Raw genomic sequence first — 18258 nt, forward strand, 5'->3', positions numbered from 1 at the left:
GTGTCGTGGGCCTCCCGAACGCTCAGTGGTCCCGCGGAAGATCCGAGGCCGCGGTCGCCCAGGTCGTGTTCGCGGTCGGCCCCAGCGTGAAGGTCACCGTGCCGCCGCGTTGCAGGTACGACTCCGGCAGCCAGGAGCGCCGCAGCGCCGACCCGTTCAGCTGGACGCCCTGCACGTACGTGTCGGCGCTGTTCGCGTTGACCGTCAGCCGCACCCCGTTGGCGCGATCGATCACCACGCGACTGAAGACCGGACTGCCGAGCAACAGCTCCGCACGCCCCGGCACCTGCGGAAAGAGCCCGATCGCCGCGAACACGTACCAGGAGCTCATGGTGCCGAGATCGTCATTGCCCGGCAGCCCGCCGGGCCCGATCCCGTACGCGGTGTCGACGATCTGCCGCACCGTCGCCTGCGTCTTCCACGGCTGGCCGAGCCCGTTGTAGAGCCACGGCGCGTGGATACCCGGCTCGTTGGTCGGGTCGTAGCGCAGCGCGTTACCGCCGAGCACCGCCCAGTTGCCGTTCTCGTCGTGGAAGAAGCCGTCGAGCCGCGTCGCCGCCGCGGGCCGGCCGCCCATCAGCGTGGCCAGGCCCGACACGTCCTGCGGCACCATCCAGGTGTACGTGGCGCTGGAACCCTGCGCGAAGCCGACGTCCGTCGACGGCGTGAATCCGGCCTGCCAGCTGCCGTCCGCCCGCCGCGCCGCCTGATAGCCGACCGCGGGATTGAACGTGTTCTTCCAGTAGTCCCCGCGCGGCAGCAGCTGCCGGTACAGGTCGCCGCGCCCGGCACGCTGCGCCCACATCGCCAGCGAGAAGTCGGCGAGCGAGTTCTCCAGCGTCTCGGCGGCGCCGCCCCAGCAGTGGCAGATGTCGTTCGCCGCGTACTTCAGCGCCAGGTAGGTGTTCAGCGTGGGGCGCTGGCCGAGGCACTGCCCGGGGCATCCGGCGTCGGAGAGCGCGTCCGGGTTCTGCACCGTGGCCTGCTTGACCAGCGACTCGAGCGCGGCATCGACGTCGAAGTCGGCCGCACCCATCGCGTAGTAGGTGGCCAGCGTCGGCGCGGCCGGGTCGCCGGTCATGACGTGGGTCGGCGCGCCGAGGTGCAGCCAGCGGTCCCAGACGCCGTTGTTCTGTGCGGCGAAGTCCAGCATCGACTGGGCCATGTCGCCGGCGACGTCGGGCCGAAGCAGGGCCAGCAACTGGATCTGCGCCCGGTACTGGTCCCAGCCCGAGAAGGTGCCATAGACGGCCCGCTGACCGGCCCGCATGCGGTGAACTTGCAGGTCGGCGCCGAGGTACTGGCCGTCGATGTCGTTCATGGTCTGCGGCTGCATGAGCGAGTGGTAGACCGCGGTGTAGAACGCGGTCGTCCGCGCCGCGGTGCCACCGCCGACCCCGATGCGCCCGAGCTCGGTGTTCCAGGCGTCCCGGGTGGCCGCCGCGACGGAGTCGACGGTCGCGGTGTCCGGCACCTCGGCGTCCCGGTTGGCCGCGGCTGCGCCCGTGCTCACGTACGAGATGCCGATCCGCATCCGCACGTCGCCGCCGGCGTCGAAGCCGACCCAGCCGCCGGATCCCTTGCCGGCCCGGTCCGCGCCGGTGAGGTATCCCTCTCCTCCGGTCGCCGTGGTGCCGCCCGGGGTGACGGTCGCGTTCTGCCAGGTCCCGGTCCGGGCGAAGTCGCGGTCGAAGACCGCGCTGAAGTACAGGCGGTAGTACGAGCGCCGGTTCGGGTTGGTCGCCCCGCCGCCGTTGCCCCGCCGCCCGCAGAACCCTCCGGTCAAAACCGACCCATTCACCGTACGGGCGGAGGCGTCGATGTCGATCCGGGCGTCCTCGCTGCCGTTGAGCGAGTTCGACGTGCGGAACAGCAGGTTCGCGGCGGAGCCGGCGGGGAACGAGAAGTTCCCGATGCCGGCCCGTGTGCTCACCGCGAGGTCGGTCCGCACGCCGTTGTCGAGCCCGACCGTGTACCGCCCGGGCCCGGCCGACTCGTTGGCGTGCGAGAACGTCGACGAGTACCGCTGGTCGCGGGTGTCGGCGGTGGGCGAGGTCGTCACGTCACCCACGTACGGCATGATCGGCACATCGCCGGCCGCGCCGGGGCTGCAACCGGCCCCGTTGACGTGCGTCAGGCTGAAGCCGCGCAGCCTGGTCACGTTGTAGTCGTAACCGTTCGACGCGGGCGCGCCGGTCTGGTCGCCGGCGGTGTTCGTCGGGCTCCACGCGATCATGCCGAACGGCCGCGTCGCACCGGGCCAGGTGTTGCCGCCGCGAGTGGTACCGACGAACGGGTCCACATAGCTCGCCGGGTCCTCGACCAGCGGCACCGGGGCGGGTGCGGCGGCGACCGGGGCGGCGGGCGCCAGCACCGCGATCAGGACCGCACCCACCGCCGCGGCGAGCAGGGCACGCATGCGTGACATCGACATGCGTCACCCTACGACGACGTAGATGATCACCGATACCTCACTGCCCCGCCGCCGGGTGAACGCCGCGCGAACCGCTGTCGGCGAGCCACTGCTCGAACGTCTGCGTACCCCTCGCTCCGGGGCCGGTGGGCAGCAGACCGCCGCCGGCCATCGGCCCGGGCAGCCACAGCGGAACGACCGGCCGTCGCCGGCTGCCACCCGCCCGGATCAGCCGCCGGGCCATGTCGACAAGCGACTCCATCCGGGGCCCGGCCAGGTCGGGGACGGCGCCCTGCGGCCCGCCGTCGACGATCGCCACCAGCGCCTCGGCGACCTCACGCACGGCGATGGGCTGGACGGTCAGCCGCGGCACCAGCGCGACCGGCCCGGGCGTCCGGTCGAGCAGCTGCCCCGCGAACTCGTGGAACTGCGTAGCCCGCAGCACGCTCCAGGGCACTGAGCCGTCCCGGACGACCTCCTCCTGCCGCAGCTTGCCCTGGTAGTACCCGGTCTTCACCCGGTCGATCCCGACGATCGAGAGCGCGACGTGGTGCCGCACCCCGGCACGCGCCGCCGCGCCGAGCAGGTTGCGCCCGGCGGTGTCGAAGAAGCCCACGGCGACGTCCCGCTTCAGCGTCGTCACGTTGCTCACATCGATCGTGGCGTCCACCCCGTCGAGCGCGGCGTCCAGCCCCGCCCCTGACACCAGGTCGACACCCGTCGAGCGGGCCAGCACAACCGGCTCGTGCCCCGCGGCGGTCAGCATCTCGACGACGTACCGGCCGGTCACCCCGGTGCCGCCTGCCACTGCGACCTTCATCGTTGCCTCCTCATCGCTCATCGATCTTCGACGAGTGGGACGAGCCGGCCCTCCGGAATGTGACGGCGCGGCGGCCCGTCACACGGTGGTACAGCTCACCGGGGCAGCGGGACCCTCGCTCGTTCCGGCGGACGGCAGGCGCACCGTGCACCTGGCCTTCGGCCCACTCGCCTCGACCACGACCTCGTCGACACCGCCGGTCGTCGCCGTCAAACCCACCGTCGCGGGACCATCCACACCGACGAGCACCGCGGCACGGGCCAGCACGTACCGCGAGTCCGACTCCTCGCTGACCGACTCGATCTTCGCCTCGAGCACTTCGCCGGCCTTCATGCCGGGAAACGTGATCTTCGCGGTGATGGCCGAATCGGGCCCCGCGACAGCGCGCTGAGCGACGATCATCGGCTCGGAGGCCACCGACGCCTCACCGGGACGCACCACGACCAACGCCGCCGCGCCCGCCATCAGCACCGCCAGCAGGCTCAACAGCCCGGCCGACAGCACGGCGACGACGCCACGGCGCCCAGCCCGCCGCACCGACGACGCCGTCCCCAGAAGCGCGGCCAACTGTCCACCGACCGCGACAAGGACCGCGACCAGCGCCGCCACCACCGCACCGACGGCCAGCACCTGCGCCGTACCCGAGCGGTCCAGCCGTCCGGCCGCCGCCAGACACAACCCGGTCACCAGAACACCCAGCAGACAGACCGTCACCACAACCGGCTTCGTGCCGGCACCGATCCCCACCCCCTGCTCGGGTACGCCGGACGAAACCTCCGCGTCCTGTTCCCCTGCTGGTGGCGTGGCCTGCACGTCTGTCACGGCGTCTCCGATCAACGGGCGAGCCACGAGCGACTCATCAACCCATCAGCAGCCTATGGGAATGATCATCCACCGATGGTGCGCGGATCCTGTCCGCTAACGCCGACGGGTCTTTCGCAGCCGCATCGCCCGTAGGGCGAGATCCTCGGCCACGTCACCCATGGCGGGCGCAGATCCACCCTCGCCGCAGCATGGTGGCTTGGTGCGCTTCTCCGAGGGAGTCGGTGCATGGCCAACGAGGCGGTAGAGCTCGTAGTAGACGTTGAACTCGGCGTCAGCGTCATCGTGGTCGCCGACCAGGATCAGCCACGCCCTGGCCTGCGACTCGAACGCCACCACAGCGCGAAGGCTGCCACCAAGATGCTTGTCGCACAGCCGGTCGAGCGGTTCGGTGCCGGTAAGGCGATATGAGAGGGCCGCGCAACCACGCGCCTCAAGGTCCCGCAGAAACGCGAGTACCTTCTTCTGCTTGTCCTTCTGAAGATCCTTCAATTGCTGGGTGGCGCGCTGCGTCATGACGATTCTCGTGCGCATGCGCTAGTCGGCGATCCCTAGCTCTTTTTCCAGTTCGTCCAAGTCCGTGTCGGTGCCTTCACCACGGCGCATCTGCCCCAGGCTCTCCTGCAGATCGTCACGCTCCAGAAGCGCGCTGTCGGTGAGCCGAGACCAGACCTTGTTGAGCAAATCGCGATCATGGCCGGCGGCGCGCAGGTCGCGAACCAACACGACGACCTCATGCAAGCGCTGGGCGTCGAGACCGCTGCCGCGATCCGCGGCGGTCGAGAGGATCCCTCGCCGGCTCCATGCGCGGACAGTCGGTTCGCTGACCTGAAGCAGGGCGGCGGCGACAGAGACCGGCACGGGACCAAGATCTCCGAGGAACTCACGACCCACTTGAAGGAGCTCGGCGCGACTCTGGTCGTTCTTGTCGAGACGGTCGGCGATCCGTTCAATGGCGCCTACGCGCTCCAGCACGCGCTGAACTTCGACACGCTTGGGCCGGCGGCGCTTGCGCTGCGCACGAAGCTTGGCCTTGTTCATCGCATAGCTCATGGCACCGCCCTCCGCAGTCACTCTTTCGTGGCAACCCACCAGCGGGCCTTCACTCGTCCGTGTTTCGAGTATGCAGCACCTTTTCGAAAGCTGGAAGTCGCCGAACGTGGCTTGACGGGGTGAAAAGAACATATTTGGGCGTTTTCCGTGCCAGCTCGTCGTCAAGCATCGCGATATGCCATCCACCGGCGTGTCCTTCCACCTTCAAGCGGGTTCAACGCTGCGCTCAGGCCGTCGCGCAGCCGCCAAGGCATCGCAAAATGTCGACGGCGCATTGCCGGTCGCCCAGGGGAGCCGCCGGGTTCGTTCAGCGGAGCAACCAGTCGGTTGGCTGACCTCGGTCTGCCTACGAGGGAATGATCAACCGTCGAATGGGGCGCACGCCGGACATCAGCACGCTCAGGAGTCCGGCGGGTCGCCGCAGGCGACGACGGCGAGGCCTCCGCCGGTGCTGACCGCGGCCAGGTCACCCCCTTCATCGGTACGCAGGACGCGCGCACCGCCCCTGCCGAGGCGCGCGAGGAGCCCGGCATTCGGATGGCCGTAGTCGTTGCCCGCCCCGACGCTGACCAGCGCCACGGCGGGATCGACGGCGTCGACGAACTCCGGCAGCTGGTACGCGCTCCCGTGGTGGGCGACCTTCAGGACGTCGGCGCGTACGGCGGCCGGGCCGAGGTGGCTGAGCAGTTCCTGTTGCTCCTCGGTCTCGGCGTCGCCCGGCAGCAGCAGGGTCCGCCCGTCGACCCGGGCCCGCAGCACGAGCGAGTTGTTGTTCGGGTCGGAGCTGGTCCCCCGCAGCGGCTCGTACGGCCCCAGCACAGTCACCGCGAGCCCGCCGACCGTGTACGTCCACCCGGGGCCGACGGCCAGCATCGGCGTGCGCGCCCCGGCGGCCTGTGCCGCCACCAGTGCCCGGCCACCGGGCGGATCGGGCCAGTCGGGCGTGATGACGGCGCCGACGGACCGGTTCCGGAAGACCCCGGCGACCCCGCCGACGTGGTCGACATGGAAGTGGCTGACGACGAAGAGCAGGACCTGGCGTACGCCGAGCCGGCGCAGGCAGTGGTCGACGGGCGCAGGCTCGGGCCCGGCATCGACCACGACCGCCCGGCCGGCACCCGCCGGCAGCACCACGGCGTCGCCCTGCCCGACGGCGCAGGTGACGATCAGCCAGCGGGGCGGCGGCCAGCCGGACGCGAGCAACCGTACGGGCAGCGTGCCCACCACGGCACCGGCGCAGAGAACCGCGACGAGGCTCCGGACGACGGGCCGCCGGGCGGCGACGAGCAGCGCGACCGTGACGACGCCGAGCAGCAGCGCGCCGAGCACCCCGCCGGGCCACGGCAGCGCGCCGGCGGGCACCCGGGCGCCGTAGGTAGCGACGATGACGAGCCACCGCGCCGGCCACTGCCCCACCCAGGCGGTGAACTCCGCGCCGGCCGGCCACACCGGCGACAGCACGGCGGCGGAGACGCCGAGCAGCGTGGCGGGGGCGATCGCCGGCACGACGAGCAGGTTCGCCGGCACGGCCACGAGGCTCACCGACCCGGAGATCCCAGCCACGACGGGTCCGCACGCCACCTGCGCCGCGGCCGGCACCGCGAGGGCCTCCGCGGCACCGGGCGGCCAGCCACGGTCGCGCAGCGCATCCCGCCACTTCGGAGCGAGCAGCAGCAGGCCGCCGGTGGCCAGCACGGAGAGCGCGAAGCCCACGTCGCCGGCCAGCTCGGGGTCGACGACGATCAGGACGGCCACCCCGGCGGCGAGCGCGGGCAGCGCCGCCCGGGTACGCCCAGCCGCGAGCCCGAGCAGACCGATCGCACCCATCGCCGCGGCCCGCACCACGCTCGGCGACGGCCGCGCCAGGATCACGAACCCGGCCAGCGCGACGGCGCAGACCAGAGCGGTGACGACCGGCCCGGCCCTGGCCCACCGCACCGCGAACAGCACCACGCCGATGATGATCGCCACGTTGGCGCCGCTGACCGCGTTCAGGTGAGTCATCCCGGTCTGCCGGAAGTCCTCCTCCAGGGCGGCGTCGAGGCGGCTGGTGTCGCCGACGACCAGGCCCGGCAGCAGACCACCGACGTCGTCGGGCAGCGGCGCGCACGCCCGCTGCAGCCCGGCGCGCAGGGCACCGGCGCCGCGCTGCGCCCACGAGGGGCGGCCGCGCAGCCGCGGCGGATCATGGGCGGACAGCACGGCGGCGCGCAGATCACCGCCGCGCGGCGCCAGCAGCCGGCCCGCGACCGAGGCCCGCTGGCCGGGCAGCAGGACCCGCCACGCGGGATCGGAACCGAGCACCAACGCCCGCGCGGAGAGCCGCAGCCGAGGAGCATCGACGGGATACACGGCCGTGAGATCGACCGCGACCAGGTACGTGGCCGGCAGCCCCCGCGATCCCCGCAGCGCCCGCGGATCATCACGCACCACCAGATCGACCCGTACGGTGGCGCCGTCGGCAACGAGCGCAGCGAGCGGCCCCGCCTCCCGCACACTCACCCGCGCGGCCGTGGCGACAGCGCCGCACCCCGCGCCGAGCAGCGCGGCGGCCACCAACCACCGAAGAGCACCCACCATCCGCCACGCGGAAGCCCCGGACGCCTTGCCGGCTGACGACCCAATCAGCGCTGTCGCGGCCGCACCCATCAGCGCGACCCCGCCGACGATCAGACCGGCACGGGCCGACAGGTACAGCGCGGCTAGCGCGGCCAGCCACAGCGCCACAGCGAAGCCGGCCAGGCGGAGGTCCGGTGCACGGCGATCGGCCCGTTCAGCACCCACACGCCCGCTCACACCGTCACCAGGTCTTTGAGCTGCTCGAAACGGGCGGTGCCGATGCCCTCGACCTTGCGGAGGTCCGTGACGGCCCGGAAGCCGCCCTGTGCATCGCGGGCCTCCAGGATCCGCTGGGCCAGCACCGGTCCCACGCCCGGCAGGCCGTCCAGGTCGGCAAGGGTCGCGGTGTTCAGGTTCACCGGGCCGCCGGCGGGGCTGCCCGGCGCCGCGGGACCGGCCGGGCCGGTCGGAGCGGCGCCCGGCGGCGGGGTGACGCCAACCATGATCAGTTCGCCGTCGGCGATCTTGCGGGCCAGGTTCAGGGGTGCGACGTCCACACCCGGGTTGGCGCCGCCCGCGGCACGCAGGGCGTCCGCCACGCGGGCACCGGTCGGGAGTTGCACCAGCCCCGGCTTGCGGACCTTGCCGCCGACCGCGACGACAACCTGAGCCGGGCCGGAGGCGCTCGGTGCGGCACCTGCGGCGGCCGGTGTGTCGCCCGCGAGCGGGGCGTCGGCGGCGACGGGATCGATTCCGGGCGGAGCCACCGGATCCACCCGGGGCCGCGCTCGCCAGGCCAGCAACGCCGCGACGAGCACGACGACGACCGCGACGGCGGCCAGGGCCCGCACTCCCCTCCGGCCGGGATCGAAGGCGCCCGCACCGCTGAGCACGGCGCCGACCCCAAAACGTTCGGTACCCGGGGAGTCGTCGGCAAAGGGCCCGGCATCGGATGAGCCGGCCACATAGTGTCCGGCACCCGAAGAGCCAGCCTCATGAAATTCGGCACCCGAAGAGTCAGCCCCATAAAGTTCGGCACCCGTAAAGCCAGCCCCATGAAATTCGGCACCCGAAGAGTCAGCCGCAAAGGGCTCGGCGTCCGGGATGCCGGCCTCGAAGCGCCCGGCTCCCGCCGGATCGGGTCGGGCGGAATCGGGCCCGAAGAGGGCTGGCGGACGGATCGGGCGTCGCGCACCGGTCCCAGCCGCCCAGGCCGGCCGATAGGCAAGATCCTCGGCCACCGGCTCGACGGGTCGCCGCGGCGGCGGCGCTTCCTCGCCGGGGCCGGGCTCGAGAGTCACGTCGTCAGGCCAGCCCGGCAACAGATCGTCCCAGGTCAACGGCGGCCCACCCGGCACCGGCCAGCGTGAATCCTCCGCAGACCCTGTCGCCGGCACCCTCAAACCCGAAGAAGCCGGCGCCGGCGAAGCCGGAAATACCGGCACCTGCGAAGCGGGAATGGTCAACGCTTGCGAAACGGGAGAAGTCGGCCCGGGTGAAGCCGAAGAGACCGGCATTTGGGAAGCAGGGGAAGTCGGCACCCACGATGCCGAAGGAACGGGCTCCCGCAACGAGCCCGGCGCCGTCGCCCAGGGTGATCCCGCGGGATACCCCGACGGCGGCCCGCCCCCAGCACCCGAACCCACCACGGCCTCCCCGGCCGATGGCTCCTTCGGCGCCAGGACCGTCCGCAGCCTGGCGCTCACGTCGTCTGGATTCCTCGCCTCAAGCACGGGCCGAAACTAGGCCTACCGGCCGGCGCCTGCCCGCTCCCCTGTGGACAACCCGGCGATGTGGAAAATCCCTACCCCACCCCCGCCTTGTGCTATGAGATAGCCCCGTGACACTCACCGACCTGGCCGACACCATCCGCCGTCTCCGAGCCGCCGGCTGCGTCTTCGCCGAGGACGAGGCCGCCGTGCTCGGCGAGGCCGCCGCCGACCCCCGCCACCTCGACGAGTTGGTCGGCCGCCGGGTCCGGGGCGAGCCCCTGGAACAGGTCGTCGGCTACGCGGACTTCTGCGGCGTCCGGGTCCGCCTGCGCCCCGGCGTCTTCGTTCCCCGCGTCCGCAGCGAACTCCTGGTCCGCACCGCGGCGACCGAGACCGGCCGCGTGGTCGTCGACCTCTGCTGCGGTTCCGGCGCCCTCGGCCTGGCCCTGCGCAGTCAGCGCCCGGACGTCACCCTCTTCGCCGCCGACAACGATCCCGTCGCCGTGGCCTGCGCCCGCGACAACCTGGGCGGCGACGTCTTCGAGGGCGATCTCTTCGAAGCCCTGCCGGCCGAACTCCGCGGGCGGATCGACATCCTGCTGGCCAACGTCCCGTACGTCGCGACCCGGCACATCCCCCTGCTCCCGGCCGAGGCGCGGGAGCACGAGCCGCACCAGGCCCTCGACGGCGGCGACGACGGGCTCGATGTCTTCCGCGCCGTCGTCGCGGGAGCCGCGCGGTGGCTGTCGCCCGGCGGCCTGATGCTCTCCGAGATCAGCGAGGCCCAGACCGGGCCCGCCGTCGCCGCGGTGCGGGCGGCAGGGCTCCGTCCGGACATCGCCGAGGACGACGAGCTCGAAGCCAGGGTCGTCACGGCCCGCCGAACCTGAGTTCCCGAACGGGAGCGCGCCGCGACCAGGCTCAGGTCGAACCCCATCGTTGACCCGGGCACCCCGAATGCGGCCACAACGAAACGGCCCCAGCCTCCGAGGGCCGCCACAACGAAACGCCGCCAGCGATCCGAAGGCCGCCACAACGAAACAGGCCCGCCCCCGAAGGCCTCCGCAGCGAAACCGCTCCGGCGATCCGACCCGACACCGACTCCGTGGAACGGCCGGCTAGCGCCGGTGCACGACCACCCCGGCGACACCGGGGCCTACATGCGCCGCCACCACCGCGCCGATCTCCGTGATGTAGCAGTCCCGCAGCCGATCACCCAGCCTCACCGAGACCACATCCGCCAGCGCCGCCGCCCGATCCCCCGCGCCCAGATGGTGCACCGCGATATCGACCTCGCCCTCCCCAGACGCCTCCACCGCCAGATCGACAAGGCGGGCAAGCGCCCTCCCCGCCGTCCGGACCTTGTCCCGGACGACGATCACCCCGCCGTCCATATGCAGGATCGGCTTGACCGACAGCGCCGTGCCGAGCAGCGCCGACGCCGCCCCGATCCGCCCCCCACGCCTGAGAAACTCCAGCGTGTCCACGTAGAACAGCACACTGACCTGGGCGGAATGATCGACCGCTACCCGCCGTACCGTGTCAAGGTCGGCACCCCGGCTGGCCGCCGTCGCCGCGGCCAGCGCGACGAACCCCAGCCCCATTCCGGTCGTCTGGCTGTCCACGACCTGGACCTGCGGCCCGATCTCGGCCGCCGCCAGCACCGCGGCGTCGTAGGTTCCGGAGATCTGGGACGACAGGTGCACGGAGACGATGCCGTCCGCGCCGCCGTCCAGGAGATCGCGGTACGCGGCCGCGAACTGTTCGGGTGCGGGCCGGGACGTGCTGACCGCGACCCGCCGCTGCCCGAGTGCGTGTGCGACCTCGCCCGGCGAGATCTCCTCACCCTCGAGGCCTTCGACCCCGTTGATGACGACGGTGAGCGGGACGACGGTGAGGTCGTACGTCCCGCTCAGCTCGGACGGCAGGTACGCGGTGGAATCGGTGACGACCGCGACGGGCATGCGGGCACCGTAGCCGATGGTGGGCTAGTTCGCGCGGATAGTGGCGACGACGAACGGCGTGCCCTGCTGGCAGGTCGTCATCATGCCGGGCTGGGCCTCGCCGGTCGCGGTGACCGAGGCGCCGACCTTGGCGACCGATTTGAGCGCGGTGTCCTTGATGATCAGCAGGTGGTCCTCGAGGAGCAGGCAGCCCGGCTCGACCCCGGCCGTGACCGTGCCGGAGATGGTCTTGCTGCCGGCGGGCGGCGGTTTGGTGCTGGACTCTTCGGTGGGGGCGGCGGAAGAGGTGGTGGTGGCGGGGACGGCGGCGGTGTCGTCGGAGGCGCCGTTGGCGCAGCCGGCGAGGGCCACGACGACCAGCAGGGGGATGGCGAGGCGTCGAATAGTCATGATGCCTTGGACGCTACCGGGTGGCCGGATCGTTCCTCGCGGCGGCGATCAAACCGGCGGCGGCGTCGGCCGGTCGGTGAACGGGCCGACGTTGTAGGTGGCGATCTGCCAGCCCCGCTGCGCGTCGTGGGTGAGCTCGACCCAGTGGCAGTTCTGGAGCGCGCGCAGCGTGCGCAGCTGCTCGCGCGGCCAGCCGAGCAGGTGCCCGACCCCCGAGCGCACGGCCGCGCCGTGCGTGGCGACGACGACGGTGCCGCCGGGCTCGACCAGGTCGGCCGCGGCCTGTAGCGCCTCGGCGACCCGCTTGCCCAGGTCGTCGAGGGTCTCCACCTCGCCGCCGATGTCGTCGGCGCCGGCCGTCCAGCGGGCGTACTCCTCCGGCCGGGTCTGGGTGATCTCGGTCATGGTGAGACCTTCCCAGAGACCGAAGTAGCGCTCGCGCAGCCGCCGGTCGTAGGTCACCGACAGGCCGGTCAGCGCGGCCAGCGCGGCGGCGGTGTCGGCGGCCCGGCACAGGTCGCTGGCGACCAGGGCGTCGGGCCGCATCCGGGCGAGCAACTCGGCGGCGTCGACGGCCTGTTGCCGGCCGAGCTCGTTGAGCGGCACGTCGGTCTGGCCCTGAACGCGGTGGCCCGCGTTCCAGTCCGTGTTGCCGTGCCGCCAGACGATGAGCCGAGTGGTCATGCCGCGCCGGAGGAGGCCTCGGCCTCGGCAAGATCGCGGTCGTGGAACTCGATGGTCGGGCAGTCCTTCCAGAGCTTGTCGAGGGCGTAGAACTCGCGCTCCTCGGCGTGCTGGATGTGGATCACGATGTCGATGTAGTCGAGAAGCACCCAGCGTCCCTGCCGCTCGCCCTCACGGCGGGCCGGCTTGGCCTTCTCGGGCAGGCCCAGCAGGGCCTCCTCGATGGCATCGACGATCGAACCGACCTGACGCTCGTTGGCAGCCGAGGCGATGACGAACGCGTCGGTGATGTAGAGCTGGTCGGCGACGTCGATGAGGACGATGTCCTGCGCCTTCTTGTCGGCCGCGGCCTGCGCGGCGGTCAGCGCGAGCTCGCGGGCACGTTCGGTGACGGGCACCGGTCTCCCCTCGTTCGGTTTCAGAGTTACTAGCCTCTCATACGGGTATGACATCTCTACCCAGATGAATGGGCCTAAACCGGTCCTTCGGTACGATATAGGCCACGCTTTGCGATGTACTGCACCACACCATCGGGTACGAGGTACCAGACCGGCAGCCCGTCGGCGACCCGCGCGCGGCAGGCGCTCGACGAGATCGCCATCGCGGGCACCTCGACAAGCGTCACGGAATCGGCGGGCAGATGATCGTCGGAGAGCTCGAAACCGGGCCGGGTGACCCCGACGAAGTGCGCCAGCGAGAGCATCTCGAGCGCATCCTTCCACGACAGGATCTTCGCGAGCGCGTCCGCGCCGGTGATGAAGAAGAGGTCGGCCGTGCTGCCGAAGATCGCGTGCAGGTCGCGCAGGGTGTCGACGGTGTATGTCGGGCCGTCCCGGTCGACGTCGGCCCGGCTGACCTGGAAGTGCGGATTCGACGCGGTCGCGATCACCGTCATCAGGTAGCGGTCCTCGGCCGGGCTGACCTTGCCCTTCTGCCAGGGCTGGCCGGTCGGCACGAACACGACCTCGTCCAGGCCGAAGCGGCTCTGCACCTCGCTCGCCGCCACCAGGTGACCGTGGTGGATCGGGTCGAAGGTGCCGCCCATGATGCCGATCCGGCGCCGTTTCCGCACCGGCGAATCCTAGGGCACGTCTGGAGGATCATGGCGCCGCGAGGCGAAACCTGGACCTCGGCTCGGCGACGCCATGATCCTCCAGACGTGCCCTGGATCAGCCGTCGAGCCGGCGGCGGACCGCGCAGAGCAGATCCGCGGCCGTGAACGGCTTCTCCAGCAGCGCGACTCCCGGGTCCAGCGTGCCCTGCGAGGCCAGCACCGGCTGGGCGTACCCGGACATGTACAGCACGCGGGTGTCCGGGCGTACGTGTGTCAGGCGCTCGGCCAGCTCCTTGCCCAGCATCCCGGGCATCACCACGTCGCTGACCAGCAGATCTATCGCCCCCTCGTGCAGGGACGCCAGTTCGAGGGCCTCGGCGCCGCCCTCGGCCGACAGGACCTGGTAGCCCGCGCCGGACAGGATTCGGCCGGCCACGTCGCGCAGCGCCGCCTCGTCCTCGACCACGAGCAGCGTCTCACCGTGCCCGGCGGTCAGCACCGGCTCGGCGGCGGGCACGACCTCCTGCTCGCCGGCACCGGCGGGCAGCAGCACGGTCACCGTGGTGCCCAGGACCGGCTCCGAGGTCAGGCTGACGGCGCCGCCGGCCTGCGTGACGATCCCGTACGCGGTGGCCAGGCCCAGCCCGGTGCCCTCGCCGCTGGCCTTGGTGGTGAAGAACGGCTCGAACGCGCGCGCGACGACGTCGGGTGCCATGCCGCAGCCGGAGTCGGAGACGCGTATCCGGACGTAGTCACCCGGCGCGAGGTCGGGATGCTCGCCGACCTCCAGGCGCGCACCGGCGGTGTCGATCACCAGCTGGCCGCCCTCGGGCATCGCGTCCCGGGCGTTGGACGCCAGGCTGGTCAGCAGCTGCTCCAACTGGCCGGGGTCGCAGGTCACCGGCGGCAGCGACTCCGCCGTACGGATGATGAGGGCGACCCGGTCGCCGATCAGGTCGCGCAGCGTCTCCTCGGCGTCGGTGATGACGGCGTTGAGGTCGAGGACCTGTGGCCGGGCGACGTCCCGGCGGGCGAACTTGAGCAGCTGGTGCGTCAGGTCCGTGCCCCGCTCGCCGGCCCGGATGACCTGGCGGGCGTCGGCGGCGATGGTCTTGAGATCGGGCTGCGGCGCCTCGGCCTCCTCGATCACGAAGTTCGCGTAGTTCACGATCACGCCGAGCATGTTGTTGAAGTCGTGCGCGATGCCGCCGGCCAGCTGGCCGAGCGCCTCGAGCCGCTGGTTACGGTGCTCCTGCACCTCGCTGCGCTGGTGTTCCGCCTCGGCCTGGAGCCGGTGCCGCTCGGTCATGTCCCGGACCACGGCGATCGTCCTCCGGCCCTCCGGCCCCTGCACCCGCGAGAGCGAAGCCTCGGTGGGGAAGATCGCGCCGTCGCGCCGTCGCGCTTGCAGGGCGACGGTTCCGATGAAGCCGATACCGCCCGTGAGCCCGTCGGCGGCGCGACGCAGCCCGGCCAGCGACGGTACCTCGTTGATGTCCCCGAGCAGCATGGTGGCGCGCTGACCGAGCAGTTCACCGCGGCGCCAGCCGAAGACCTCCTCGGCGCGGTCGTTGACGAGGACGATCACGCCCTCGTCCATCACCAGGATCGCGTCCGGCGCAGCTTGCAGCAGGCCGCTGGACAGCTCCTCGGACCACTCCACCGACCTCACCCCCGTACGCCGAGGCTAACCTCTCGAACGGGGGATACAGGGCAAATCATCTATCCTCGGGCACGCAGCGCACGACGTACGTCATCGTCGCCATCGGTCACCACGCGACGCAGGATGGCCGACAGGTCCGGCGAGGCCAGCAGGTCCGCGGCGAGCCGCCGGGTCTCCGGCGTCACGACCAGCGACGGATACGCCAGCGCGGCGACCCGCTCCCCGCTCATTCCGGTACGCCGGCTCAGCATCCCGGGCATCTCGGCGAAGTACCTCTCCACGTACGGGGTGACGAGGTCGAGCTGCTCGGGCTGCCAGAAGCCGTGCGCCGTCGCCTCCAGGATCCGGTTCGAGGAGGCCGTGTCGTTGATGATCAACTCCCAGGCGCGGGCCTTGGCGCCGGCGTCGGGCAGCGCCGCCCGGCACCGGGCCGCCTGCTGCTCGCCGGCCGCGCTGCGGTCCGCCGCCAGCGTCGCCTCGATGTCGTCCGGCCCCGCCGCGCCCAGCACCACCAGCCGGTAGAGGATCAGCCAGCGCAGGTCGTCGTCGACGCTGACGCCCTCGGGCACGCCCTCGCCGTCGAGCCAGCCGCGCAGCCGCGCGGTGTCGATGCTCGCCCCGATCAGGCCGCGCACGCCGGCCAGCCGGCGCGAGCTGCCGGGCTCCGCGGCGGTCAGCAGCCGCTCGCTCGCCTGCGCGAGCAGCTCCAGCGCGGCGGGCCTGGTCTCCGGCGTCGGGTAGCGGTCGACGAGCGCGGAGGTCATCCGCAGCACGTCCTCGACCAGGACCACCTCGCGCTCGACCGGCAGCGCCGCCAGGACCAGGGTGACCAGCTCGGCGACCGGCCGCTCGCCGTCCTCGACCGCGTCCAGCGTCGCGCTCCAGAGCAGCGCGCGGGTCAGCGAGTCGTCGAGCATCGGCAGGATCAGCGGCACGGCTTCGACGGACGCGTCGTCGAGCCGGATCTTGGCGTAGGTCAGGTCGCCGTCGTTGACCAGCAGCAGATCGGCCGCGGGCTCGCCGGTCAGTTCCGGCAGCCGGGTACGGCCGCCGTCGACGGCCGGGTCGAGGTCGACCTCGAGCAGCCTGCGGCGCGCCACCGTGCCGTCCGGTGCCCGGTCGTACAGGCCGACGCCGATCCGGTGCGGGCGCAGGGTCGGATACCGCTCCGGGGCGGTCTGCACGACCGTGACCTCCGCGTACCGGTCCTCGGCGTCTCGGCGCACCTCGGCGCGCAGCGTGTTGATCTGCGCCCGGCGCAGCCACACGTCCGCCCAGGCTGTCAGGTCCCGGCCACTCGCCTTCTGCACGACGGCGAGCAGGTCGGCGAGGGTGGCGTTGCCGTACGCGTGCGCCGCGAAGTGCTCGTTGAGCCCGGCCAGGAACGCCTCCTCGCCGACCCAGGCGACCAGCTGGCGCAGCACCGCCGCGCCCTTGGCGTACGAGATGCCGTCGAAGTTGAGCAGGGCGAGCGCGGTGTCGCCGACCTCGGTCGGCGCCACCGGGTGGGTGGACGGGCGCTGGTCGGCGCGCATGCCCCAGGCCTTGCGGTGCATCGCGAACGTGGTCCACGTCTCGGTGAACCGGGTGGCCTCGGCGGCGATCCGGGTGCCGAGGTACTCGGCGAACGACTCGTTCAGCCAGAGGTCGTCCCACCAGGCCATGGTGACCAGGTCGCCGAACCACTGGTGCGCCATCTCGTGCGCGATGACCATGGCGCGCTGTTCGCGCTCGCCGTCCGTGACCGCCGAGCGGTGGATGAACTCGTCGCGGAAGACGACAAGGCCGGGGTTCTCCATCGCGCCGAAGTTGAACTCGGGCACGAACGCCTGCTGGTAGTGGCCGAAGGGGTACCGGACGTCGAAGAGCTCGTGGAAGCGGTCCAGGCACTGCCGGGTGACCGTGAAGATCTCCTCGGCCTGCTCGTCGAGGTGCTCGGCCAGCGCCTGCCGGCAGTAGAGCGCGAGCGGGATGCCGTCGTGCTCCGCGGTGCGCACGTGGTAAGGCCCCGCGATCAGCGACACGAAGTAGGTCGACAGCGGCTTGGTGGTGGCGAGCTGCCAGCGGCCGTCCGCGGCCGGGCCGGCGGGCTCCCCGTTAGCCGCCACCAGCCAGCCGTCCGGCGCCCTCACCCGCAGCGTGAAGGGTGCCTTGAGGTCCGGCTGGTCGAAGCACGGGAAGATCCGGCGGGCGCCGTCCAGGAACATGTGCGCGTACAGGTAGACGCGGCCGTCGGCGGGGTCGGTGAAGCGGTGCAGCCCCTCCCCCGTGTTGGAGTAGGTCATCCGGGCGTCGACGACCAGCTCGTTGGTCTCCGCGAGCCCGGCCAGCGCCAGCCGCTCCTCGGCGAGCGCGGCCGCGTCCAGCGGCGCGCCGTTGAGGGTCGCCGAGATCAACTCGGCGGGCTCGAGCTCGGCGAACGTGGTCGCGCCGGCCTGCGCCGCGAAGCGCAGGACCGTCCGGGAACGGAAGGTGTCGCCGTCACCGGTCAGATCAAGATCGATCTCGTACCCAGTGACGGTGATGGTGGCGGCCCGGGCGATCGCCTCGGCGCGGGTGAGGCTCGGCATCCGCCCATCATGCCGTCCCGCAAGTCGGTACGGCAGTCCGACGCCACGCGTGGCGGGAAAGTCGTGCGCCCGGCGTCAGAGCGCCGTGACCGCCGCCAGCGTTTTCTCGAAGCACACGCTGAACGGGTTGCCGGCGTACTCGCCGTATGCCGGGATCGGGGCGTAGCCGGTCGAGGTGTACAGGCCGATCGCCGCCGGCAGGTAGGTGCCCGTCTCGAGCCGCGTCACCGGCCGGTCCGCGGCCAGCGCCTCCTCCTCGAGCGCGACGACGAGCTGCCGCGCGATGCCCCGGCCCCGGAACGCGGGGCGCACGTACATCCGCTTGAGCTCGGCGACGCCGGGCTCGAGGGCCTGCCAGGCCCCGCACGCCACCGCCCGCCCGTCGACGACCACGACCAGGTACGCCGCGTCGTCGTGCAGGGGGTACACGACGCCGTCGAGCCCGCCGTCCGCCTCGCTCAGCTCCTTCTGCTGGGCGATGAGCAGGGCGGTCAGCTCGGCGTCGGACGAGGGACGCGATTCGATCAGCACGCCCGAAACCCTAGGTGCCGCCC

Annotated in this window: 17 protein-coding genes; 1 reads left to right on the plus strand and 16 read right to left on the minus strand. The window is 72.0% G+C overall.

From position 1 onward, the window contains the following. Nucleotides 1–22: 22 nt before the first annotated feature. From BJ971_RS32280 to BJ971_RS32315, 8 genes are all read right to left on the minus strand, one after another. Nucleotides 23–2434: a GH92 family glycosyl hydrolase gene (locus BJ971_RS32280; RefSeq protein WP_239087372.1), complete on the minus strand. Its 2412-nt coding sequence runs from the start codon at nt 2432–2434 to the stop codon at nt 23–25. Nucleotides 2435–2471: 37 nt separating this feature from the next. Continuing rightward, complete coding sequence (locus BJ971_RS32285; RefSeq protein ID WP_184996918.1) at nt 2472–3233, minus strand: SDR family oxidoreductase; 762 nt, start codon at nt 3231–3233, stop codon at nt 2472–2474. 78 nt (nt 3234–3311) lie between these two features. Next, nucleotides 3312–4046, minus strand: coding sequence for a hypothetical protein (locus BJ971_RS32290; RefSeq protein ID WP_184996919.1), 735 nt, complete (start codon nt 4044–4046; stop codon nt 3312–3314). Nucleotides 4047–4151: 105 nt separating this feature from the next. Further along, on the minus strand, nt 4152–4571 hold the full coding sequence (locus BJ971_RS32295) for a hypothetical protein (protein WP_184996920.1): 420 nt from the start codon (nt 4569–4571) through the stop codon (nt 4152–4154). Between the two features lie 21 nt (nt 4572–4592). Further along, on the minus strand, nt 4593–5108 hold the full coding sequence (locus tag BJ971_RS32300) for a hypothetical protein (RefSeq protein WP_184996921.1): 516 nt from the start codon (nt 5106–5108) through the stop codon (nt 4593–4595). 399 nt (nt 5109–5507) lie between these two features. After that, nucleotides 5508–7892 carry a ComEC/Rec2 family competence protein gene (locus BJ971_RS32305; protein ID WP_184996922.1) on the minus strand — a complete coding sequence of 795 codons (2385 nt, stop codon included), beginning with the start codon at nt 7890–7892 and terminating at the stop codon, nt 5508–5510. Nucleotides 7893–7900: 8 nt separating this feature from the next. Beyond that, nucleotides 7901–8632 (minus strand): ComEA family DNA-binding protein, encoded by a 732-nt coding sequence (locus BJ971_RS32310; protein WP_184999222.1) that lies wholly within the window; start codon nt 8630–8632, stop codon nt 7901–7903. 340 nt (nt 8633–8972) lie between these two features. After that, the gene (locus BJ971_RS32315; RefSeq protein WP_184996923.1) at nt 8973–9212 is read right to left on the minus strand and encodes a hypothetical protein; all 240 of its coding nucleotides are present in this window, start codon (nt 9210–9212) and stop codon (nt 8973–8975) included. A gap of 295 nt (nt 9213–9507) precedes the next feature. Between BJ971_RS32315 and BJ971_RS32320 the strand changes: the two genes are divergently transcribed. Further along, entirely contained in the window at nt 9508–10269 is a 762-nt protein-coding gene (locus tag BJ971_RS32320; RefSeq protein WP_203709239.1) for a putative protein N(5)-glutamine methyltransferase, read from the plus strand. 228 nt (nt 10270–10497) lie between these two features. On the opposite strand, the gene BJ971_RS32325 is transcribed toward BJ971_RS32320, so the two are convergent. The 8 genes from BJ971_RS32325 to BJ971_RS32360 form a co-directional block, all read right to left on the minus strand. Then, on the minus strand, nt 10498–11343 hold the full coding sequence (locus BJ971_RS32325; RefSeq protein ID WP_184996924.1) for a DegV family protein: 846 nt from the start codon (nt 11341–11343) through the stop codon (nt 10498–10500). A gap of 24 nt (nt 11344–11367) precedes the next feature. Beyond that, nucleotides 11368–11733 (minus strand): hypothetical protein, encoded by a 366-nt coding sequence (locus tag BJ971_RS32330; RefSeq protein ID WP_184996925.1) that lies wholly within the window; start codon nt 11731–11733, stop codon nt 11368–11370. Between the two features lie 48 nt (nt 11734–11781). Further along, nucleotides 11782–12417, minus strand: a complete 636-nt coding sequence (locus tag BJ971_RS32335) for a histidine phosphatase family protein (protein ID WP_184996926.1) — start codon at nt 12415–12417, stop codon at nt 11782–11784. Further along, nucleotides 12414–12815, minus strand: coding sequence for a ribosome silencing factor (gene rsfS / locus BJ971_RS32340; RefSeq protein ID WP_184996927.1), 402 nt, complete (start codon nt 12813–12815; stop codon nt 12414–12416). The genes BJ971_RS32335 and rsfS overlap by 4 nt, the downstream gene beginning before the upstream one ends. A 74-nt stretch (nt 12816–12889) precedes the next feature. Next, the gene (nadD, locus tag BJ971_RS32345) at nt 12890–13489 is read right to left on the minus strand and encodes a nicotinate-nucleotide adenylyltransferase (protein WP_184996928.1); all 600 of its coding nucleotides are present in this window, start codon (nt 13487–13489) and stop codon (nt 12890–12892) included. A gap of 97 nt (nt 13490–13586) precedes the next feature. Next, a complete protein-coding gene (locus BJ971_RS32350; protein WP_184996929.1) occupies nt 13587–15134 on the minus strand; it encodes a hybrid sensor histidine kinase/response regulator in 1548 nt (515 codons plus the stop codon). Between the two features lie 59 nt (nt 15135–15193). Further along, nucleotides 15194–17704 (minus strand): aminopeptidase N, encoded by a 2511-nt coding sequence (gene pepN, locus BJ971_RS32355; RefSeq protein ID WP_184996930.1) that lies wholly within the window; start codon nt 17702–17704, stop codon nt 15194–15196. Nucleotides 17705–17779: 75 nt separating this feature from the next. Beyond that, complete coding sequence (locus tag BJ971_RS32360; RefSeq protein ID WP_184996931.1) at nt 17780–18235, minus strand: GNAT family N-acetyltransferase; 456 nt, start codon at nt 18233–18235, stop codon at nt 17780–17782. Between the last annotated feature and the right edge of the window lie 23 nt (nt 18236–18258).

Source organism: Amorphoplanes digitatis, from assembly GCF_014205335.1.
GTDB classification, from domain to species: Bacteria; Actinomycetota; Actinomycetes; order Mycobacteriales; family Micromonosporaceae; genus Actinoplanes; species Actinoplanes digitatus.